General features: G+C 37.4%; 24 protein-coding genes. 17 read left to right on the forward strand and 7 right to left on the reverse strand.

Annotated elements, in window-relative coordinates; translation table 11 throughout:
• Positions 1–72: 72 nt before the first annotated feature.
• Positions 73–396, reverse strand: a complete 324-nt coding sequence (locus tag ACTJKN_RS22000; RefSeq protein ID WP_029274899.1) for a heavy metal-binding domain-containing protein — start codon at positions 394–396, stop codon at positions 73–75.
• Positions 397–571: 175 nt separating this feature from the next.
• Here ACTJKN_RS22000 and ACTJKN_RS22005 point away from each other — a divergent pair, with 175 nt between their 5' ends.
• Complete coding sequence (locus tag ACTJKN_RS22005; RefSeq protein WP_440827855.1) at positions 572–3661, forward strand: VIT domain-containing protein; 3090 nt, start codon at positions 572–574, stop codon at positions 3659–3661.
• A gap of 168 nt (positions 3662–3829) precedes the next feature.
• Here ACTJKN_RS22005 and ACTJKN_RS22010 read toward each other — a convergent pair whose 3' ends face one another.
• Complete coding sequence (locus ACTJKN_RS22010) at positions 3830–4351, reverse strand: 5' nucleotidase, NT5C type (RefSeq protein WP_440827856.1); 522 nt, start codon at positions 4349–4351, stop codon at positions 3830–3832.
• A 143-nt stretch (positions 4352–4494) separates the two neighbouring features.
• Here ACTJKN_RS22010 and ACTJKN_RS22015 point away from each other — a divergent pair, with 143 nt between their 5' ends.
• From ACTJKN_RS22015 to ACTJKN_RS22075, 13 genes are all read left to right on the forward strand, one after another.
• Positions 4495–5067, forward strand: a complete 573-nt coding sequence (locus ACTJKN_RS22015; protein WP_440827857.1) for a 30S ribosomal protein S16 — start codon at positions 4495–4497, stop codon at positions 5065–5067.
• 175 nt (positions 5068–5242) lie between these two features.
• Complete coding sequence (gene rimM, locus ACTJKN_RS22020) at positions 5243–5770, forward strand: ribosome maturation factor RimM (RefSeq protein WP_440827915.1); 528 nt, start codon at positions 5243–5245, stop codon at positions 5768–5770.
• Positions 5771–5900: 130 nt separating this feature from the next.
• Positions 5901–6350, forward strand: coding sequence for a hypothetical protein (locus tag ACTJKN_RS22025; protein ID WP_440827858.1), 450 nt, complete (start codon positions 5901–5903; stop codon positions 6348–6350).
• Complete coding sequence (locus tag ACTJKN_RS22030; RefSeq protein WP_440827859.1) at positions 6340–6540, forward strand: helix-turn-helix transcriptional regulator; 201 nt, start codon at positions 6340–6342, stop codon at positions 6538–6540. Before ACTJKN_RS22025 ends, ACTJKN_RS22030 begins: the two co-directional genes overlap by 11 nt.
• 59 nt (positions 6541–6599) lie before the next feature.
• A complete protein-coding gene (locus ACTJKN_RS22035) occupies positions 6600–7034 on the forward strand; it encodes a hypothetical protein (RefSeq protein WP_440827860.1) in 435 nt (144 codons plus the stop codon).
• A gap of 102 nt (positions 7035–7136) precedes the next feature.
• A complete protein-coding gene (gene trmD / locus ACTJKN_RS22040; protein WP_440827861.1) occupies positions 7137–7811 on the forward strand; it encodes a tRNA (guanosine(37)-N1)-methyltransferase TrmD in 675 nt (224 codons plus the stop codon).
• A gap of 64 nt (positions 7812–7875) precedes the next feature.
• Positions 7876–8511, forward strand: coding sequence for a response regulator (locus ACTJKN_RS22045; RefSeq protein WP_440827862.1), 636 nt, complete (start codon positions 7876–7878; stop codon positions 8509–8511).
• Positions 8489–10270 (forward strand): sensor histidine kinase, encoded by a 1782-nt coding sequence (locus tag ACTJKN_RS22050; protein WP_440827863.1) that lies wholly within the window; start codon positions 8489–8491, stop codon positions 10268–10270. The genes ACTJKN_RS22045 and ACTJKN_RS22050 overlap by 23 nt, the downstream gene beginning before the upstream one ends.
• Positions 10271–10391: 121 nt before the next feature.
• Positions 10392–11240 carry a WG repeat-containing protein gene (locus tag ACTJKN_RS22055; protein ID WP_440827864.1) on the forward strand — a complete coding sequence of 283 codons (849 nt, stop codon included), beginning with the start codon at positions 10392–10394 and terminating at the stop codon, positions 11238–11240.
• Positions 11241–11251: 11 nt separating this feature from the next.
• Positions 11252–11725, forward strand: a complete 474-nt coding sequence (locus tag ACTJKN_RS22060) for a hypothetical protein (RefSeq protein ID WP_440827865.1) — start codon at positions 11252–11254, stop codon at positions 11723–11725.
• A gap of 35 nt (positions 11726–11760) precedes the next feature.
• A complete protein-coding gene (locus ACTJKN_RS22065) occupies positions 11761–12249 on the forward strand; it encodes a hypothetical protein (protein ID WP_440827866.1) in 489 nt (162 codons plus the stop codon).
• Positions 12250–12481: 232 nt separating this feature from the next.
• Complete coding sequence (gene rplS, locus ACTJKN_RS22070; RefSeq protein ID WP_029274890.1) at positions 12482–12829, forward strand: 50S ribosomal protein L19; 348 nt, start codon at positions 12482–12484, stop codon at positions 12827–12829.
• 70 nt (positions 12830–12899) lie between these two features.
• Complete coding sequence (locus ACTJKN_RS22075; RefSeq protein WP_440827867.1) at positions 12900–14075, forward strand: mechanosensitive ion channel family protein; 1176 nt, start codon at positions 12900–12902, stop codon at positions 14073–14075.
• Between the two features lie 432 nt (positions 14076–14507).
• On the opposite strand, the gene ACTJKN_RS22080 is transcribed toward ACTJKN_RS22075, so the two are convergent.
• From ACTJKN_RS22080 to ACTJKN_RS22090, 3 genes are all read right to left on the reverse strand, one after another.
• On the reverse strand, positions 14508–15167 hold the full coding sequence (locus tag ACTJKN_RS22080; RefSeq protein ID WP_440827868.1) for a phosphatidylserine decarboxylase family protein: 660 nt from the start codon (positions 15165–15167) through the stop codon (positions 14508–14510).
• Positions 15168–15222: 55 nt separating this feature from the next.
• The gene (hpt, locus tag ACTJKN_RS22085; protein ID WP_440827869.1) at positions 15223–15765 is read right to left on the reverse strand and encodes a hypoxanthine phosphoribosyltransferase; all 543 of its coding nucleotides are present in this window, start codon (positions 15763–15765) and stop codon (positions 15223–15225) included.
• A gap of 151 nt (positions 15766–15916) precedes the next feature.
• The gene (locus tag ACTJKN_RS22090; RefSeq protein ID WP_440827870.1) at positions 15917–18073 is read right to left on the reverse strand and encodes a transglycosylase domain-containing protein; all 2157 of its coding nucleotides are present in this window, start codon (positions 18071–18073) and stop codon (positions 15917–15919) included.
• A gap of 131 nt (positions 18074–18204) precedes the next feature.
• Here ACTJKN_RS22090 and ACTJKN_RS22095 point away from each other — a divergent pair, with 131 nt between their 5' ends.
• Genes ACTJKN_RS22095 through ACTJKN_RS22105 form a run of 3 tightly spaced genes read left to right on the forward strand, consistent with a single transcriptional unit; the run spans position 18205 to position 20250 of the window.
• The gene (locus tag ACTJKN_RS22095) at positions 18205–19281 is read left to right on the forward strand and encodes an Mrp/NBP35 family ATP-binding protein (RefSeq protein ID WP_440827871.1); all 1077 of its coding nucleotides are present in this window, start codon (positions 18205–18207) and stop codon (positions 19279–19281) included.
• Positions 19282–19315: 34 nt separating this feature from the next.
• A complete protein-coding gene (locus ACTJKN_RS22100; RefSeq protein ID WP_025141622.1) occupies positions 19316–19561 on the forward strand; it encodes a NifU family protein in 246 nt (81 codons plus the stop codon).
• Positions 19562–19614: 53 nt separating this feature from the next.
• Positions 19615–20250, forward strand: a complete 636-nt coding sequence (locus ACTJKN_RS22105; RefSeq protein ID WP_057930958.1) for a hypothetical protein — start codon at positions 19615–19617, stop codon at positions 20248–20250.
• A gap of 160 nt (positions 20251–20410) precedes the next feature.
• Here ACTJKN_RS22105 and def read toward each other — a convergent pair whose 3' ends face one another.
• Together def and ACTJKN_RS22115 are read right to left on the reverse strand one after the other, a co-directional pair.
• Positions 20411–20971 carry a peptide deformylase gene (gene def, locus ACTJKN_RS22110; RefSeq protein WP_440827872.1) on the reverse strand — a complete coding sequence of 187 codons (561 nt, stop codon included), beginning with the start codon at positions 20969–20971 and terminating at the stop codon, positions 20411–20413.
• A 189-nt stretch (positions 20972–21160) separates the two neighbouring features.
• Positions 21161–22393, reverse strand: a complete 1233-nt coding sequence (locus ACTJKN_RS22115; protein WP_440827873.1) for a M16 family metallopeptidase — start codon at positions 22391–22393, stop codon at positions 21161–21163.
• Positions 22394–22418: the final 25 nt, after the last annotated feature.

Below are 22418 nucleotides of genomic sequence, written 5' to 3' on the forward strand. Positions count from 1 at the left end.
ATAATAAGAAAAGTCTTTCCCGCACCGGAAAGACTTTCTTGTTTTTGCTTAGTTTTCGCAATAAGCAATTTCTTAATCTTCTAAAATTACAGCAGTACCATTGGCACTGACCATTAACATGCTTCCGCCGCTGCCTACAGTTTCATAATCTAAATCTACACCAACAATAGCGTTTGCACCCAATGCGGCTGCGTACTGTTGCATTTCGTTAACTGCTGTATCTTTTCCCTCTCTTAAAACGCGTTCGTAAGAACTCGATCTGCCTCCTACTATATCTGTTATGCCAGCAAATAAATCTTTAAAAATATTTGCGCCAATAATGGTTTCTCCGGTAACAAGACCTATATATTTTACAATTTTTCTACCCTCAACTGAAGGCGTTGTGGTTACTAACATAGTTTCAGTTTTAATTATTAGAACAAATTTTTTTAGAAATGTTACATTTTTTTAGAAAAGCCCATTTTAGATTTTCTAAAAGGTTTTTTACTTCCAAAACCAAAAAAAGATGAGGCTCCGAAAATAAATTTATGTAATCGCCAAAGCTTTTGCATCACTATTTAAAATTACCGTTATGAGACCATCTAAAACCTTACTCATCCTTCCCCTATTATTGGCCATATTTTTTGTTCAGGCACAAATGCCTGTTTTAAAGGTACAACAGGCCGAAACCAGCGAGCAAAAAGATGCAGTTAAACTTAAAAAGTTAAATATCAATGTGCAGATTACCGGAAATATTGCTACAACAGTGATGACCATGACCTTCCACAATAACAGTAACCGCATTTTAGAGGGTGAATTAACTTTCCCTATGCCTGAAGGGGTTAGCATTAGCCGTTACGCTTTAGATATAAACGGAAAGATGCGTGAGGCTGTTCCGGTAGAAAAAGCGAAAGCAACAGAGGTTTTCGAAAGTATTGAGCGCCGTAGGATAGATCCGGGCTTGTTGGAAAAAGTGGAAGGAAATAATTTCCGTACCCGGATTTATCCCCTACCTGCAAATGGCAGCAGAACCATAATTGTTGGTTATGAAGAAGAATTAAGTTTTAATAATAAGAATGTTTTAAGGTATCATTTGCCATTAGATTATAACCAGGCCATTGAAAAATTTTCGTTAAAAACTACCGTTTTCGAAAGTATCATAAAACCAGAACTGGGTGAACAGCCAGACGGCAGTTTTGATTTAAAAGCCAACGGAAATACTTATGTTGGCGAAATTAATAAAACCAATTATCAGCCTAAAAATGGTCTGACTATCAATCTTCCAAAAAGAAACGATCTGACTGAAGTGCAAATGCAAAAAGCATCAACAGGTTATTATTTTCTGGTTAATATTTTTCCTAAAACCGAAAGCCATCAAAAGCAGTGGGCTAACCAAATTGGTTTAATCTGGGATACATCTTTAAGCGGTCTTCAGCGTAATACAGAGCGGGAGATAGAATTGTTGGATTTGATTATCAAACAAAAACAAAATTTAACCATACACTTAGGCTTGGTTAACAATGGATTTAAGAACGCAGGCACTTTTGTAATTGCGAACGGTAACTGGACACGGTTAAAGGATAAGCTGAAGAATCTGGTGTATGATGGAGGAACAAATTTTAGCGCCATAAATACTAAAAGCCTGCAGGCCGACGAATATATTTTATTTACTGATGGACTATCAACATTCGGAAAAAATACGGTCAGCTTAAATAAACCTGTTCATTGTATCAATACAGCACTTAAAGCTGATTATAGCACCTTGAAATTTATCTGTATGAAAACGGGGGGACAATTTGTTAACCTGAACTCCATTTCGGTAGGCGACGCTTTTAAACAATTGAACCAGCAAAATCTTCAGTTTTTAGGGATTAAAAATGGAGCAGATGTTAGGCAGACTTATCCTTCAATGAAGGTAAATGTAAACGGACATTTCTCTTTAGCCGGTATCATGAATGCGTTTAATACGGAATTTACACTGCAGTTTGGTTTTGGAAATACTGTTGTTTCAGAACAGATTGTTCGGTTAAATGCAACGGAGCATACTTTAAGCAGCATTGATGTTAGCCGTGTTTGGGCACAGAAGAAAATTGCTGAAATGGACATTCAATATGAAGATAATAAGGATGATATTAGTGTTTTGAGTAAACAGTTTGGTATTGTTACCCGTAATACCAGCCTTATTGTTTTAGAAAACTTAGATGATTATTTACGTTATGATATTGTGCCCCCTGTTGAATTGCAACAGGCCTATAATGCGGTTTTGAAGCAACGCAGAACAGCTATTTTGGAACGTAAGCAAGATCTGATCAATGCTGCGGTAGCCATGACCAAAGAACTGAAAACCTGGTGGAATACCGATTTCTACTATAAAGAACCAGTCAAAAAGAAAGAAAGATACCCTGATCCAGGCCAAAGAGATGCAATTGGAGATCCGACAGCTAATATTGCAATTTCTGCTCTGGTTGGCGAAGGGAGTAGAAGTGCTCTTGTTGCTGATCAGGTACGTGAGAGAAGAAGAGCTGAATCGGCAAGTCAGGTAAGAATGCCCGCGCCTGTTGCAAAACAAGCATTAACCAATAATGAAGATAAAGCCCTCAATGAAGTGGTAGTTGTGGGTTATGCCGCACAGCGAAAAACTGCTGTAACGGGATCGGTCACGACCATTAGAGCCAATGCTTCAAGCGCTCTTGCGGGTAGGGTTCCGGGTGTTCAGGTAGCTAAAGTAGATGCCATGAAAATGCCGCCGGCTGCACCACAACAGCAATCCACCATCATTATCCCCGAATTTAAAAGTGATAAGGATTATATGAAAAACCTGGTTGGAGAACCAGATAGTGCTTATCAGGCTTATTTAAAAATGCGTTCAGGTTACATCAGTACGCCAATGTTTTATTTTGATGTGGCCAATTGGTTTTATCAGCAGAAAGATAGTGTTAGGGCACTGACCATTTTAAGTAATATTGCCGATCTGGATTTGGAGAATGCCGATTTATATAAAACTTTAGCTTATAAATTAAAGCAGACCGGAAATTATAAAGATGAACTTTTTATTACGCAGAAAATTTTGCAATGGAGGCCTATGGATGCGCAGAGTTACCGCGATTACGCTTTAGCTTTGGCAGATAACGGTCAATACCAGGCTGCACTTGATCATTTATATAAAGTACTTACTCAAAGTTATAATAGTCAGATTGCTGATCGAGATCAAGGAATTGAGGAAATTGTAATATCGGAAATCAATAACCTGATTGCAAAACATGGCAATAACTTAAGTACCAAAGGGATTGATAAAAGGTTGATCCAGCCTTTGCCAGTAGATGTGCGCGTAGTACTCAACTGGAATAAAAATGATACTGATATCGATCTGTGGCTAACCGATCCAACTGGTGAAAAAGGGTTTTATGGAAATTCGAGAACAAAAATAGGCGGTAGGATCAGCAACGATTTTACATCAGGTTATGGCCCTGAGCAATTTATGATCAAAAAAGCAATAAAGGGAAAATATAAAATCGAAGTTAACTATTACGGCGATAGGCAAATTAACATTAGTGGGCCAACAACAGTGACGGCTGAGATTTATACCCGATACGCCACAGGCAAACAACAGAGAAAAGTAATTGTATTGCCTATGGCTGCTGGAAGTAGCGGCGGCAACCTGGTAGGTGAATTTAATTTTTAGGAGAAGATGATTACACAGATTGAGGGATTACATAGATTGAGGGGCCTTACGAGTTAAGATCGTCATTTCGACTGGAGCACAGCGGAATGGAGAAATCTATAATTTATGTTTAAATAATTAGCCATTAGATTTCTCCACTGCGGTCGAAATGACGGACTTTGCTAGGGCCTATAGCAACAAACACGCTACCTCTTCCCAGGTATTTACGCGTTCATATTCTGTTACAAGCAAATTGTGGGGCGAAGAAAATAATAATGGACGGCCGGCAAAATTTACAAAGTTTTTAATACGGTCGTCGATTATAATATCAACATTCACAATTTTATTTCCGCAGAACATTATGTGCTGCCAATCGACGAACGGAAAATGTTCGGCCATCCAGTCGTACTTATCAACCAATGAATTTCGGAACTCCATTGCCGCCGAAACAATATAAACATCATATTTCTCCTGTAAAGCCTTAATTACCCGTTGGCTATCTGCAATAACCTCAAGATCACGGAAAAAACCGGGTTCATTTATATATTCGAACCATTTCTGGTTAACATCTTGCGGAACATGGTGATAGATTTCGTTTCCGGCATCAATTTTTAAATCTAAAGGAACGTTAAAATCCCGGTTATACAGTTTGATAAATTTTCCAAGGGCATCGGCAATTACCTCGTCCATATCAATCGCAATTCTTTCCATTTGTATCTGCAAATATTTCGGCGCAAATATCCTGAAAACAAAGAAATTAAACTATGTTTTTAATTTACAGTATTTTAGTTATCTTTGCAGCCCCGCAGTATGAAGCTCCGGGAACTATGTTGAATACATAAATACAAAAAGAAATGGCAACTAAAATCAGATTGCAAAGATTCGGTAAAAAAGGAAAACCTTTTTTCCACGTTGTGGTAGCAGATTCTCGCTCTCCACGTGATGGTAAATTTATTGAGCGTTTAGGTTCTTACAACCCAAACACCAATCCAGCAACCATCGAAATTAACTTCGAAAAAACTTTAGCTTGGATCAACAGTGGTGCACAACCAACTGATACTGCTCGTGCTATCCTTTCTTACAAAGGTGTTTTGTACAAAAAACACTTAGAAGGTGGTGTTAAAAAAGGAGCTTTAACTCAAGAACAGGCAGATGAAAAATTTGCAGCTTGGTTAGATGCTAAAGCAGGTAAAATTTCTGGTAAATCAGAAGGTTTAGCTACTTCTAAAGCAGATGCGCGTAAAGCGGCATTGGCAGCAGAAGCTAAGAAGAAAGAAGATAAAGCAGCAGCTATCGCAGCTAAAAATGCACCAGTTGCAGAAGAAGTTTTTGAAGAAGAGGTTACTGAAGAAGCACCAGCTGTTGAAGCTGAAGCAACTGAAGAGGCTCCCGCAGCAGAAGCTACTAAAGAAGAAGGAGCGGAATAATTTAATTATTCTGTCTCATAAAATAGCGTTCCGAATTTCGGAACGCTATTTTTATTTAAAAGATATTATTATTTACGGTGCGTCATGCTGAACTTGTTTCAGCATCCTTCTTACTATAAGATCCTGAACTAAATTCAGGATGACGTTACTATTAAAGATACCTCTAGGGGTGATTATGAAACACGAAGAAGCATTTTATATTGGTTACGTTACCAAAACGAGGGGTTTAAAGGGAGAAGTTCAGGTATTTTTCGAATTTGATGAATACGAACAGCTCGAATTTGATGTGGTATTTGCCGATATGAATGGTAAGCTTGTTCCTTATTTTGTGGCTTCGGCAAAACTGCAGGCCAATAAAACAGGCTACTTTAATTTTGATGATGCTGATCATATCGATAAAGTACAGCCACTATTAAAAAAGAAATTATACCTGCCCCTATCGCAAATGCCGGAACGCGAAGAAGGAGAATTTTTCTATACGGATTTTAAAGGCTATTTGGCAATAGATGAAACTTTGGGCGAATTGGGCGAAATTTTGGAAGTAAACGAATACCCACAACAATTTGTGGCTACAGTGATGTATAAAGAAACCGAAATCCTTTTCCCGCTAAATGAAGATTTTATTGTAGAATACGATGAGGATGAAAAAACATTAGCCCTCGATTTGCCAGAAGGTTTACTGGATGTTTACCTGAAAGGTTAAAATAATCAAAAACATTTTCTTGTGTTTTGCTGGTATTAAGCCAGTTTTGTAAAACAAAATAATCTTTTAGTAAAAAATATTTGACATATGTATCAAAAATACTTTACATTTAGTAAAAAATATTTGATATATGAAAAATTCGCTTTTAATTCCGAACAAGTACAAGGTAATTGGTTGGATCGTTTTTATTTTATCTGCAGGTACCTACTCGGTAATTAGCTATTTCGATTTGCCCGTCCCTGCCGTTACATTAGCGATAATACCAAGGATATTTAGTTGGTCGGACGGAAATTTGTGGGATGAAATTATTTTGACTTTGGTCATAACTGGTCTTTTATTAGTTTCGTTTTCAAAAGAAAAGAACGAAGACGAATATATTTCGCTGTTACGGTTAAAAAGTTGGCAATGGTCTGTTTTAATTTCTTATGGCGTATTGTTTATTGCAACTTGGACGATTTATGGCGGGCTGTTTTTAGCTTTTATGAGTTACAATATGTTAACTGTATTGTTGGTTTTTGTTATAAAGTTTAACTTTAGTTTGTATCGTTTAAAGAAAGAAGGGATTTCTGATGAAAAATAACATCCGTGTACAACGCGCCATTAAAAACATAACACAGGCCGAATTGGCAGATCTGATCCAGGTTTCGAGACAAACGATAAATACTATAGAATCAGGTAAATACGTTCCATCAACCGTATTGGCGCTAAAAATGGCCCGGGTTTTTGATAAACCTGTTGGAGAAATATTTGAGCTGGAGGATGGCGATTAACAGATAATATTTTTTAAGGAAAAATTGTTAATTTAGATCTTGTACTAACCAAAATTAACATGCTCAAAAGAATATCAAAAATTGCCGTAATTTCTCTTACAGTGTTAACCATCTTTTCTTGTAAAACCGTACAACAGGCTAGTTTAAAAGAAATCAAACCATTTGTTGGTATCTGGAACGACACTACTAATCCTGGGAGTAAAATTGTTTTTAAAGCGGATGGAAGCTTTTACAATATCACCAAGGAAGGCGGCGTACAGATCATCACGCATAGTGGCACATTTAAAATTTTATCAAATAACATGTATGTGCTAAATATTTCGGATGCAAGGGCCGATGCTACTTACGATCTTAAAGGTAGACAATATGCAAACTATTACACCCTAAGTAATGACAAAAAAACAATGAAAGTAAGTGGTGTTGTTGACGGACGGAACGGTAGAAAGCCGTTGCAATGGGCAAGCGATCTGGTAAAGGTTATTACGCTGGATTAATATTTACCACAATGAGTTTCTATAAGAGCCAAAATTAATACTGAGTATAGCAAAATTCTCCTTCGAAGTAAAGACTTCAGACTAAAGACTTACCTTTGCGTTATGCGTTTTGATATTATAACAGTTTTGCCCGCTTTATTAGAAAGTCCGTTTGCTCATTCTATTTTGCAACGTGCACAAAAAAAAGGCATAGCCGAAATTGTTGTCCATAACCTGAGGGATTATGCTACCAACAAACAAAAAAGTGTAGACGATTACCAATATGGCGGAGGTAGCGGTATGGTAATGAGCATTGAGCCTTTTGCAGCCTGTATCGAAAAGCTTCAGGCAGAAAGAGAATACGATGAAGTTATTTTCATGAGCCCCGATGGTGTTACTTTAAACCAGAGTACAGCCAATGAACTCTCTATTAAAAAGAACATCATTATTTTGTGTGGCCATTACAAGGGCATAGATCAGCGGATACGCGATATCTTTGTTACCAGGGAGATATCGGTTGGTGATTATGTTTTAAGCGGTGGTGAGCTTCCTGCAGCCATTGTGGTTGATGCTGTTGTGCGTTTAATCCCGGGTGTTTTAAATGATGAGACTTCTGCCTTGTCTGATAGTTTTCAGGGAGAACTGCTTGATGCACCGGTTTATACTCGCCCTGCAGATTGGCGCGGACATAAAGTACCCGATGTTTTATTAAGCGGTCATGAAGCCAAGGTGAACGAATGGAGGCATGAACAGGCACTGGAGCGAACTAAAACACGCCGCCCCGACCTTTTAGAGTAAAATTTCCTTGTAAATTATAAAGGTAAATTCTATTTTAGGAGAAACGCTTCTAGTTCCCGATAATATGCCCAAACAGATTGTTATTTGTGATGATCATTTACTTTTTTTAAATGGTATTTCCGAATTGCTTAAAAATACCGGAAACAACTATGGCATTTTTAAATTCAGCGATGTACATTCCTGCAGAAACCATTTAATGCACAACATTGCAGATGTTTTTATCTGTGATTTAAATATTAACCACTTTGATGGATTTGTATTGATTGAAGAACTCAGATCCCAACTAAAAAGCACCAAAATAATTGTTCTCACTGCTTATTACGAAGATTTTCTGATTCAAAAGGCAAAGAAACTGGGCGTGAATGCTTTCCTCAAAAAAGAAACACCGGCCGAAGAGCTCATCAGTATTATCGAATCAAATAAAGACACAGCGTTTTATACCAATAAAAGTTATAAAAAGGGCGAGAGTGTGTATAGTGCCATTGACGATTCAATTGTCAATAAATTCCGTATATCCAGACAGGAAAAAGAAATTATTAAATTAATCATCAAAGGATTAACCAGTAAAGAAATTGCTGAAGTATTATTTATCAGCATAACAACCGTAACTACCCATCGGAAGAACATCCACCGGAAGTTGGAAATCAATAACAGCAGTTCGCTCATTAAATTTGCCCATGAGAATAATCTACTTGATTAGCTTTCTGCTATTCCCGCTACTCTCTTGTGCACAAATCGCAAACAAATCAATATCGGTAGTATCCAGTTACGCTGTAGACCAAAATTCATCGTGGACGAGCGGGATGCTCCAAAAACAAAAATTTCAGCCGTTTAAGCAGAATAGCAAGGTTAATATCGGCTACAACAAAGATGCGGCGGTATGGTGCAGATTTATTGTAAAAAATATAAACACTTCGCAAAGTACTAAAACATGGTTGTGTTTTAACAACAACCATATCGATAGCCTGAGCCTTTATGATGGTAGATTAATTAAAACCATTGGCGATAGAACGGTTGGCCAGAGTCCGTTTATCGAAACCTTGGCATTTGAGCTTAATCTGCAGCCAGGTGAAGAAAAATTACTTTGGGTACGGGTTAAAAAAGAGACTTCCTTTTTAGATTTTTCTTATAGTTTGGAAGATCAAGCTTATTTAGAAAGCAAATCATCTCAAAAAACAGCACTGACATCTTTTTTTATTGGTATGGTGTTTTTGCTGCTCATGATCAATGGGATATTGTTTTTCATGACTAAAAACAAGTTATACGGATATTACATCGGCTATTCTGTATTAACGGTGTTTTACACAGCAATTACAACCAATTTCGCCAAGCACGTTTTATTTCCCGAGTTTAGGTTTTTTAGCGAGGGCCGGGTTTACACTGGAGCACTTTGGTATATCGCCCTGAGTATTTTTCTTGGATATTTTTTAAAGTTAAAAGAAAACCAGCCCGTTAAGCATAAGTTAATCATAGTGCTTGGTGGCATAAACTTTTTGTTGATTTTAACCTCTATTTCCTTATTGGTTTTTTATAAGGGTTTTGAATTTCGTTACTTTTTTGTGTTGGGCTACGTTGTGTTCCTGGCTTCTATCGTCGTACTTTTCTTGGCGGCATTAACGCATCTAAAAATTGAAAAAACCCAGGCTATTTATGCGCTTCTTGCCTTTGCTCCGCAGTTTGTATGGGGCGCTTGCTTAATTTTGAAGACATTTGAAATTATTCCAAAATCGCTGGGCGATAATTGGATGTTGTTTATCAGTCTTTATGAAGTGTTTTTGTTCGGATACGTTTTATCAAGAAACTACATCGATATTTTTTTGAAGAACAACGAGCTGATGCAGCAGGTTATTTTTGAAAAAGAAAGTTCGTTGAGGGCCATTAGTGAAGTTCAGCTGCGTGAGCGGAGAAACATTGCTAACATTATTCACGACAATGTAGGGAGCAAGATTGCCCATATTATTCATCTTTTCGACATGAAGAATGCCGAACTTGCTAAACGAACAATAAATGAACTGGCCGAAGATATCAGAGAAATATCTCATAAAATACTGCCGAAAGCACTTGATGAAGGCGCGTTGATATCTAGTTTACAAAGTCAGATTTCAAGTTTAAACGCGGGTTTAACAGATGCAAAAATTGAGCTTTTCTGTTATGATTTTCCTGATAAAATTGATGAAAAATGGATTTACGATTTATATCTTATAGCACTTGAGGTTATAAACAATGCCATTAAGCACGGTAACGCTGAGTTAATCACCATCGAACTTTATAAATATCCCAAAAATTACCATTTTCAATTTACAGATGACGGGCTCGGCTTCGATCTGCAGAAAACAAGCAAGGGCTTTGGGCTCGAAAATATCGAAAAGAGAGTAAATTATTACAAAGGTAATTTCGAAATCAGTAGCGTTAAAAACGAGGGCACTATTATTCAGATCAATATCCCATCCAATCGTTAGTCTAGAACTTTTTTTATGGATTCTGTATATGTAAATATACCCTTTATTGGGTATTTCTGCCTGGGTATCTTTATCATAATTTAGCTTAATAAATGCAAAACACCCTTTAAATTAATGCAAAATGAAACAACTACTTACAGCAGTACTAAGTGTGCTGGCAATTGCGGGTTATGCGCAAGATTTAAGTCCAAAAAAGAACGAAAGTGGAAAATACGGATTTGTAGACAAGGCGGGAAAAGAAGTAATCCCTTTTAAATATGAAAAGGCCGGATACAGCTTCCACGAAGGATTAATTGCGGTTAAACTAGATGGGAAATATGGCTTTATAGATGAAACAGGAAAGGTGGTTATCCCATTCAAATATGATGATGCCATTTACTTTAAAGATGGTTTTGCGCAGGTTGAGTTAAATGGGAAATCGGGTTATATCGATAAAAAAGGTAAGGAAATCACTGCCCTAAAATACGATGTTGCCTTTGATTTTTATGAAGGTATCGCCAAGGTGAGGCTAAATGAGCAGTATGGTTTTATTGACGCTACAGGTAGAGAAATTACGCCTTTAAAGTACGAAGATGGGAATAACTTTAAAAACGGTTATGCAAGTGTGAAACTAAAAAACAAATGGGGTTTTATCGATAAAACGGGCAAAGAATTTACAAAGTTTAAATACGACTATGCAAAAGATTTTAATGATGGGGTTGCTCCTGTTGAAAAGAATAAACTCTATGGCGCCATTGATAAAAACGGAAACGAAATCATCCCTTTCAAGTATAGGTTCATTGCTGATTTTGAGGAAGGTTTGGCTAAAGTTGGGCTTAATGGCAGAGAGGGTTTTATAAACACAACAGGCGAAGAAGTGATCCCGATTAAATACGATGCGGTTGGCAGCTTTGAAAATGGAGTGGCCAGGTTTAGATTAAACGGCAGATGGGGAGCGATGGATAAAACAGGTAAAGAAATTACACGATAAACAAACATGACATGAAAAAATTAACAGTATTACTTTTTTTGCTTTATGGATCTTTTGCCTTTGGCCAGGAGACTTACGAGAACAAGAAATTAGCCTTGATTAACGATGTTTTTTATAAAACCACAAGGCAAAACATTAACTCCTTTATGAAGGATAAAGGCTTTGAAAAAGGGGATGTTGAAGAAGGGGAAGGCGATGTTAAAGAAATATTGGCCTTCGACTCCAAATTCGATATGATGGAGGTGTCTTACGCGAAAAATGATAAAATTTCGACTATAGTTTGCATTTTTTCAGGCGCAATTAATGTGGCATTTATTGACATGGAGTTAAAGAAGAAAGGATATACAGCTAAAATGGTTAAACAATCTATAGATGGACAGCAGGTTAATAAAAATATCTGGAGCAAATCCGGAACGAAGTACAATTTTGTTACTTATGCTGATGAGAAAGAAAAAATAGGCGTTTTAGGTTATGGCGTGTACTAGCGGTTTAAAACCCAGCCCTTCTTTACTTTGATAAAATGAAACTTAAAGGCGCAGAAAAACAGTTCTGGTGGCATTTTGGACGTATTACCGAAGCTAAAAACATCCCTACAGAACTGCCTGGTTTTGCCAGCATTGATTCTTTGGTTGATGATGAGTATTTAGCCATGCTTTTTGCAAAAGTTTCGGTTATGGGGAGTATTTATTTGAAAGAAACGAGGGTGACCGATGAGGGGGTGAAATTGATCAGCAATGTTAAGCAGCTTAAAGATTTAACCCTGATGAAGCATGAAAATATTACTAAAGCGTGTTTGCCTTATCTGAACAAACTGACCGATCTGGAATACCTCGATATCTGGAGGACTAAAATCCGCCTAGAAGATATATGGGTTTTAAAGGATTTAAAGAACCTTAAAGAACTGCATATATCGCCTTGTGACGAAGGGGTAGAAGAAAGCCGGGACGCTATTTTAGAAAAGATAATAAAGGCGGAAGAAACATTGCCTAGTTGCATTATTCACACTTGATACCATTAATAGGTAAATATTTTACCTCAGGATATTTTGAACCAAATTTCGAGATATATTCGTGAATAAGTGTCCTCCTGATCTTTTGGAATAGAAGCATTTAACACAATCGAATGTGGAATTCATAAAGAATGTGGAAAAAATTAAAATAGGTTTTTTTTTCTCAAAAATAATCCCTAATATTGCAATCCGATTTTCACGGGATGAAATATCGATTTAATAGCTTAAAATCATGGATTTAGTAAAATTTGTTGAAGAGCAGGCCATCGCGAAAAAAGATTTTCCTGCGTTCAAGTCTGGCGATACAGTGAGCGTACACTATAAAATTCGCGAAGGTAATAAGGAACGTATCCAAATTTACCAAGGTGTTGTAATACAACGTAACAGTGCTGGTGCTAACGAAACTTTCACAGTTCGTAAAATGAGCAATGGTGTTGGTGTTGAGCGTATTTTCCCTTTTAGTTCTCCAAACATTGAGAAAGTAGAAGTGAATAGCTATGGTAAAGTTCGTAGAGCGAAATTGTTCTATTTACGTGCTTTAACTGGTAAAGCTGCTCGTATCAAATCTTTGAGAAAATAATACTCCTTATTATAAGATATAGCCTTCACGATTAATTTCGTGGAGGTTTTTTTGTTTGTACCTTTGTTAAATGTTAGATTCTGCTTTTTTCGACCAAGTGTTTTGGGGTAATACCGTAAAAGCCTATTTCCTTTTCGGAGGCATACTTTTTTTAGGCTTAGTTTTTAAGAATATTGTTTCTAAGCTGTTAAGCAGGCTACTGTTTAAGCTTTTCAGAAACTTTTCAAATCAATCGCATAACGATGCTTTTGTTGCCTTATTGGTAAAACCCATTGAGGTTTTTATTCTGTTAACCACACTTTATCTATCCATCAACCAGTTAAAACACCCGCTGGAGGTAGCCGTATTCCATTACAGCAAATTAATAGGTAAAGTTAAAGAATTAATACCTGTAACAATTGGCGATTGTATTGACCGGATATTTTTGTTTGGGATCATCCTGTCTATTTTTTGGATTATTTTAAGGATAATCGACTTCATTAGCCATGTTTTGTTATATAAAGCCTCACTTACCGATAACAAGTCAGATGATCAATTGGTTCCTTTCTTGAAGGAGCTGTTTAAAACGATCGTAATCTTTATCGGTTTTTTTACGCTGCTGGGTTTTGTTTTCGAGGTTAATGTATTAACGCTGATTACCGGATTGGGTATCGGTGGTATTGCCATTGCTTTGGCGGCTAAAGAGAGCTTAGAGAACTTGATAGGCTCATTCACCATTTTTTTAGATAAACCATTTACAGTTGGCGATCTGGTAAAGGTTGATGGTGTGGAAGGAACGGTTGAAAAAGTAGGTTTTAGGAGCACAAGGATCAGAACTTCTGAAAAAACGATGGCTACTATACCTAATAGAGGTATGATTGATGGTGTTTTAGAAAATCTTTCGCTCAGGAATTCGCGCAAGGTCTCTTTTATTATCGGGCTTACTTACGAAACCAATTCGGAATCACTTAGAAAAATTATTACCGAGATAGAAAGTTACATCAATAATCATCAAGGTACCAGTGATGATGGAAATGCTTCCTTTAAGAGCTTTGGCGATTCTGGTTTAAATGTAGAGGTTAACTATTTTGTAACCGTATTAGATTATGCAGAATTCCTTAAAATCAGGCAGGAAATCAATCTCGAAATTATGGATATTGTTATACGGAATAAATCGGATTTTGCTTATCCTACACAGCGTTTAATCAGCGATAGGCCAGCTCCGGCAGGTAATAATGAAGAAGTAGGTAATGATGTTATGGATTAAAAACTGTTAAGTGTCGTGATTATTTAGCCTGTATCTCACTCAAAAAACAAAAAAGATGTCATCCTAAGCCTGTCGGAAGACAGTCTTTTATTGCATAAGGTCTTCGGCAAGCTCAGACTGACAACGAGTGGATGTTAATTTAATAACATTGTTGTCTTACAGATAATAGAAATATGTAATTCTTTTTCTTTTTGGAAAGCAAGGGCATAGCTACTATTGAGGTTTGTTCCTGCTATTCACTTCAAGTCTCCACTGCGTTTCGAGCTTTTCGTTACTATCAGGTTTATGTGGCAATTTTCGTATTTCAAATCTTTTCAAATGCCTTGGTCTGTGTTTCCACAGGCCATCCGGTTAATTCTTATTTGTGATATAATAAAAAGCCGTCGCGATGTAAATCGGGACGGCTTGTCTATATTTATATAATATATAACTTTAACTTAAAGTAGCTAGTGTAGTAATGCCGCCTTTTACAACCTGGTTTAGTTCTACGTTTACTTTTGTACCTACGGGCAAAAATACATCAACCCGAGATCCGAATTTAATGAAACCAAATTGCTCAGCTTGTACTACCTGATCGCCTTCTTTAACATACCATACAATTCTGCGGGCTAAAGCACCGGCAATTTGACGGAACAATACAGGGGTGCCATTTTTATGCTCTACAACAGTTGTAGTGCGTTCATTCTCTGTTGATGATTTTGGATTCCAAGCAGCAAGGTATTTTCCCGGGTGATATTTGAAGAACTTCACCACTCCAGAAATTGGATTACGGTTAATGTGAACATTTATTGGCGACATAAAAATCGAAACCTGTAAACGTTTATCTTTAAAATACTCCCCTTCTTCTGTTTCTTCGATTACTACAACTTTGCCATCTGCCGGGCAGATAACCAGGTTTTCGCCCGAAGAAAAGCTGCGGCTCGGGTTACGGAAAAACTGTAGTACAATAATAAATAATACAGCCGAAAAGATATAAATGAACCAGCGTAACCAGGTTATGTCGTGATATTTATAATCAACCACCGCGTTGATTACGAAGATAAACAATATGCTTAAGGCAATGGTGGTATAGCCTTCTTTATGTATGGTCATTGTTTTAGAAATTATTGGGCAAAGGTGCGAAAAATAAATTAATCCAATCTAAAAATTATGCCTCGGTTGCTCTGTAAATATCAGTCAGGTTTCTACCAAGACCATTATAATCTAATCCGTAACCCACTACAAATTCGTTAGGTATTTCAAAACCAACGTATTCCAATTCTTCAATTTCGTGTTTTAAAGCACTTGGTTTAAGCAAAAGAGAAGCTACTTTAATTGAAGCAGGGTTTTTTTCTTTTATTGTTTTTAAAATATGCGTTAAGGTTAAGCCTGTATCAACAATATCTTCCACAATGATAATATCTCTGCCCTCGATGTTATCAGGCAGTCCGATTAATTCTTTTACATTTCCCGAACTTGCTGTTCCTTCGTATGAGGCCACACGCATAAAAGCAACTTCGCAGGGTACGTTTATTTCTTTGATTAAATCGGCCATAAACAAAAAACTACCATTTAATACACCAATAAATAGCGGGCATTTACCTTCGTAGTCAACATTGATCTGGATACCCAGTAAACGGATCCGTTTGTTTAAGGTATCGTTCTCTAAAAATATCTCGAATTCTTTGTCCTCTACTTTTATTTTGTGCATGCTGCTGTTGAAAGTTTATTGTTGTTTAATTTGTATAAATCGGTATCTGGTAATCGTTGGGTTTTAACTAAGAACTGTAAACTACAATTGCAAACTTGGTCATGGTTAATTGTTTAATCGTGTGGCTCAACTGGCAAATGCAAACTGATTACTATTGAGTTTTTTCCAATTCCTTTTGTCGTCTTCGTTCTTCCCTACGCTCCTGCCTCAATTGTTTTTTGGTTTTAGTGGTATCGGCTGGCGTGGTTATCTGTTTGCTTGTGGTATCTTTTTTAGATCCGCCACCAAAAAGGCGTTCGAAGAAACTTTTATTTTTATCGTGTACAATCACAACTGGTAAGCCGTCTCCATCATCATCAAATGCAGTAGTATCGATAACAGCCGTATCAGGTGCTAAATACTGGCGGAGGCCCTCTCTTAGACGTACATTATAGAAACCATAACCAGAAGTATCGCTCGCCACTAAACCTCTTCTTGCCATAATATTTCCCATAAACCTAAAATAGTTGAACATGTAAGGTTTCAAACTGCCATCAGCCATAAATTTATACATTGATGCCTTTGGTTTAGGAACAATACTCGCCAGGAATAATCCATCACCGATGGTTAAATCGGCAGGTTGTTTTCCAAAATAATAGCGCGAAGCCTCACCTATTCCATAAATATTCTGGCCTAGTTCCATAATGTTGAAATACACTTCGAGCATCCGTTGTTTGCTTACCAGGTGGTTATGCTCAATAAGCCAAACAATTAATATCTCCTCCGCTTTACGGGCCAAGGTTTTTTGACGGCTTAAATAAACATTTTTAACCAGCTGCATGCTGATGGTACTGCCACCGCGTTTAAATTTCTTTTCTTTAAAGTTTACGGCGATTGATTTACGGATCGATTCTTCAACAAAGCCATTGTGCGTAAAAAATGATGGATCTTCTGCTGTTAAAACCGCATTAATAAAGTTTTTCGATATTGATGATAAAGGCGTAAAATTTGGGTTTGATGGGCCTATGGTAATATCGCGCATCGGTTTGCCATACTCATAAGGCGTATAAACAAATGGGCTGTTGATTTTTTGCAGATTGGTTTTACCCCATTGTACAATTTTGAAATCAACCGGTGTTAAGGTAGAGCTAAAACGCACGCTGTCTGGTACTTTAGTGTCTAAATAAAAATTCAGGTTATACTTCACCTTACCCTGTACTTTCAATCCTTCCAGCGATTCGAACAAGCCTTGTGGAAAAGCATCTAAAACCCCTTGTGCATCCTGTTCTTCGGCATTTAGTTTTAACTCATATATTTTGTTCTTTCCTAAAATATATTTAACAAAGGGGTGGATCTGTGCATTTTTTAGGTAGGCGGTTGAGGTGCTGTCTAAAGCAATGAAATTAGGCCCAACTAAAATATCGGCATCCAGTTTTGCACTTTGTATAATGATATCGTTTGAAGCAATACGTGGCTGGTTAATCAGCATGTTTTTTACCGACCATGAGCCAGAAATTTTATAATCATCGCCGCTGTATTTTGCATTTTTAAGCTCAGTTTGTAAGGTATCAAAACTGATTTTTGCGTGTAGCTTATTGTTTAAGTAAGGTAATTCCAGTTTTTTTCCATCAGCATAAGCGGTAAAGCTCAGTTCTTTACTGCCTGGGTTTACATAACCATTTACGTGCCAGGTAGATTCGTTATTGTTTACATCAATGGTTGATTTTAAATCACCACCATCAATTGTAGCCGTGGTTGCAAAACTCAATTTGGCCGTATCGTGATCATTTAATTTAAAAACCATGTTTTTCACATCCATATCGTCAGGGATTTTGTATAAGACCTGATTTAAGATATTACTGGCTATTTCTGGTAAGTTGGCTTTTCCATTGGTTTGGGTGCTGTCCTTTTTCTTGCGCTTTAAGATGAAATCGATATTTGTGGTCGAATCTTTAAGTACAACACTTACAAAACCATCGTTCAACTTTACTTCTGAGAGTTTTACTTTGCCAAAAATGAGCGGGAAAAGTTTAACGCCAACACTAAGTTCGCCAATATTAGAAAGCGTATCCCTATCTTTAGGAACAACAGAAATATTGGTCATCTTTACAGTGCTCAACCCTGTAAAACCGGCCGCCCCGATTTTTACCTCCAAACCATAATCCTTATCGGCCTTGGCAATTGCTTTGGCCACCATTTTTTTAAGAAGCGCTTCCCTTTTGCTATAGGCTACCGCACCCAATGCAATACAAACAACTAAAAAAACACCTAAAACCCAGGCTCCGATTTTTAAATATTTTTTGGGGATCTTAATTTTTGGTATTCGCATATAGTCGTTAAAATGGTTAATTGCTTAAACGTAACAATTAAATGTTTATTTCGTGTTAAAATTACAGTTAAAAAGCCTAAATAAAAGTATTTATAGCTATGTTTTGTTAATTTTGAATTTAAATTAATACCATGCAGATTAGCCCGCAACAAGTTTTAGATGCGCTTAGAAATGTTGAAGATCCCGATCTTAAAAAAGATCTGGTTACTTTAAACATGATTAAAGATTTACAGATTACAGATAACCAGGTCAATTTTACATTAGAGCTTACTACACCGGCATGTCCGATGAAGGAAATGCTCAAAAATGCCTGTACAAATGCCATCAAGCATTTTGTATCGCCAACGGCAGAAGTAGTGATCAATGTAACTTCGAGGGTAACCCAGCCAAGCAATTCCTCATCGTTGGATAACATCAAAAACATCATTTTGGTTTCATCTGGAAAAGGAGGCGTTGGCAAATCTACAGTTGCGAGTAATCTGGCAGTTGTATTGGCTAAAGATGGTGCAAAAGTTGGCCTTATCGATGCCGATATTTATGGGCCATCGGTACCCACCATGTTCGATCTGGTTGATGCCAAGCCGGGCGCTGAAGAAACAGCCGATGGTAAAACCAAAATTTTACCGATCGAGAAATATGGGATCAAGTTATTGTCTTTAGGCTTTTTTGCCGATCCGGGACAACCAGTGCCATGGCGCGGACCAATGGCATCGAATGCAGTAAAACAATTGTTTAACGATACCAACTGGGGCGAACTGGATTATTTGATCGTAGATCTTCCACCGGGAACCGGCGATATCCACATCACTATTACGCAAAGCTTCCCGATTTCGGGGGCAGTGGTAGTTACGACACCTCAACAGGTTGCTTTGGCCGATACGCACAAAGGTCTGGCTATGTTCAGGATGCCGGGAATTAATATTCCGATTTTAGGTGTTATAGAAAACATGTCGTATTTTACACCAGCAGAATTGCCGGAGAATAAATATTATATCTTCGGAAAAGGTGGCGGTACCGAACTTGCAGCACGTTTTGATGTGCCGTTTTTAGGCGAAATTCCAATTATCCAGAGCATTTCGGAAGCTGGAGATAAAGGGAAACCGGTAGCACTGAACCAGAACCCGCTGCTTGATGTTATATTTGGAGATATTGCAAGTAAAATTGCTCAACAGATATCCATCAACAATGCGCAAATGGTGAATTGCTAAAAAATTACTATTTTTATAAATTAAAATATATATAATGAATTTAACAGAACAAGTAGAACAGGCATTGGAAACTATCAGGCCGTATTTAAAGGCTGATGGAGGTGATGTTTCTGTTGAAGAAATTACATCTGAAGGAACAGTAAAGCTTAAGCTTTTAGGCAACTGCGGTTCTTGCCCGATGAGTTTCATGACTATGAAATCTGGTATCGAACAGGCAATTATGAAAGCTGTTCCTCAGATCACTTCAGTAGTTGCCGTTAACATGGCCGAGCAAGAATAAGCTTTAACACTATTTAACAAGGAAGTTTTATTAATAAAATTACTTTTGTCTTAATGAGATATTGTGTTGCCCTAATTTGCCTTATTTTTTCTGTAACCGCTTTTGCACAACAAAAGCCGGCACAGGATAAACTTATCCAATTTTCTGGGATTATTACCGATATCGATAGCTCAAACGTGATTCCTTACGTTACCATCACCAATCTTTCTGCGAAGAGTAAAAGGGTTGGTGCTGATTATAGAGGGTATTTTACCTTCATTGTAAATCCTGGCGATACCATCTTGTTCACGGCCATTGGTTATAAAAAATTTTCTACGGTAATTCCAGAAAGTACACCGGACAGTAAGTACACGATTATGGTTAAACTGAAAGCCAATGTGATCGATTTACCTTCGGTACGTGTTTTTCCATGGGCAACAACAGAAGAATTTACCCGCGAGTTTTTGTCGATGAAACTGGCGGATGATGATATGGCCATAGCCAAAAAGAACCTTTCGCGCTCCTCAATTGATGGTTTAATTCAAACATTGCCTCGTGATGGACAGGAAATAGGCAGCCAGAATTACCGATATAATTTTGATAGGATGGTCAATAAAAACATGGTGCAAACCAATCCCCTACTTAATCCTTTCGCCTGGGGCAAGCTGATGCAGCAGATTTTTGATGGGGATAAGAGCCGGACGAATTAGTCTTTATCGTTACGTCATCCTGAATTTATTTCAGGATCTATGGCGTTATTAAGATCCTGAAACAAGTTCAGGATGACGGCCGAGAGGAATTAATGGAGATACGCCTTAAAACAAAAAAGGGAAAATGTTTCCACTTTCCCTTTAAATCTTACATCAAAACTTATCTTTTCTTACTCTTATTCGGAAACTTCATTTTGTAATCTGTTTTGATATTTCCTTTCGAAATCGCATCCAGTTTGCTTTTAAGCATGGTCTTGCGAAGAACACTTACTTTATCGGTAAATAATTTTCCTTCAATATGATCGTATTCATGTTGGATTACGCGTGCAGGCATTCCGTCTACATCCTCAGTATGTTCTACCCAGTTTTCATCAAAATAGGTGATTTTGATATTCGGCTTGCGCATAATGTTTTCGCGGATATCAGGAATACTTAAGCAGCCTTCGTTAAAACTCCAGGCTTCGCCCGTTTCTTCCAAAATTTCGGCATTGATAAATACCTTTTTATAGCCTGGTGTGCCATCTTCATCTTCACCTGTATCAACAATAAATAAACGGATAGGCAAACCAATTTGTGGAGCAGCTAAGCCTACACCATTTGCATAATACATGGTGTCGAACATGTCGCTGATTAATTGTTTTAATCCTGGATAATCTTTATCAATATCGGTTCCTACCTTTTTTAAAACAGGATCACCGTAAGCTACTATTGGTAATTTCATTGTATTATATTTTTTTCCAGATCTCAATCTGAGCTTGTTAATCGCAAAATTGTCATTCTGAATGCAATGAAGAATCTCTAACATCTTAATTGCTGTCCAAACAAGTTGCTACTATGTTTAATTGAACTGCTCATCGTTTGAGATACTTCGTGCCTCAGTATGACGGCAAGTTCTGTACAAAAATAAGAATTATTCCTCTATTGGGCAGAAAGTAAAGATATTCAGTTGCTCAATATCTAAAATCTCGTTGGCAACATCTGCCATTTGCTTGGTGGTAACGGCATTTATTTTCTCAAAAACAGTTTCCAGAGAATCGATTTTGTTATGATCGATCAGGCTTTTAGCCATTGAAATGATTAAACCGATCCTGTTTTCCTCCCCTAAGGCAATCTGTCCGATAAATTTGTTCTTGGCTTTTTGTAACTGCAGTTCATTTAAAGGATGTTCTCTAAGCTTTTTGATCTCCTTAAAGATTAAAGAGAGTGCTTTGGCTTGCTTTTCTTTATCTGTTCCGAAATAAATGGAAAAAATACCTGTATCACTTAATGGAGAAAAATTGGACTCAATGGTATAGGCAATCCCATATTTTTCCCTGATCTGTAAATTTAATACCGAACTCATTCCATTACCGCCAAAGTAATTATTCAACAGCATTAAAGGCACCTTTTGCGATTGGTGAGTAGAATATGCCTGCCTGCCTAAAATACAGTGTGCCTGCATAATCGGCTTATAGATAGTAGTATTGTTTTGTGCGATTATACCTGGTTTAACCCTTTCTTTGTTTGGATTATTCTCTTCAACATCAGCAAAATGTTTGCTCCCTTTATTTACAACGCTATTTAAAGTGTAATTGCCCAAAACGGCCACCACAATTTCGTTTGTGCGGTAATTGGCCTTTCTGAAATTGATTACATCCTCCCTGGTAAAATGCTGAACGGATTCAGTCGTGCCCAAAATGTTGTTGCCCAGTGCATGGCCAGCGAAAAGCATATCTTCAAAATCATCATTTATAGCCTCTTCCGGTTGATCTAAATAAGAAGAGATTTCATCCAGGATTACACTTTTTTCTTTATCCATTTCCTCTTCAGGAAAGGTGGAGTGGAACAGAATATCGTTGAAAAGATCTAATGTTCTATCTAAATATGGATTCAAAAAAGAAGCGTGCACGCAGGTATATTCTTTTGTAGTATAGGCATTTAAATCTGCCCCAACACTCTCCAAGCGGTTTAAAATCTGATTGGTGCTGCGTTTTTCGGTACGCTTAAAAATCAAATGCTCAATAAAGTGTGCTAAACCCGCTTTATTTTCAGGCTCGTCGCGCGATCCTGTGTTGACGATGATGCAAGCGTGAGATATGGCAGAGGCCGAGGGCACATGCAGTAAGCGTATGCCGTTTGGCAAAGTGTGAACATTGTATTCCATTGGGGGGCAAAGATAAGGCTAATTG

Source organism: Pedobacter sp. 22163 (assembly GCF_052045595.1).
GTDB lineage: Bacteria > Bacteroidota > Bacteroidia > Sphingobacteriales > Sphingobacteriaceae > Pedobacter.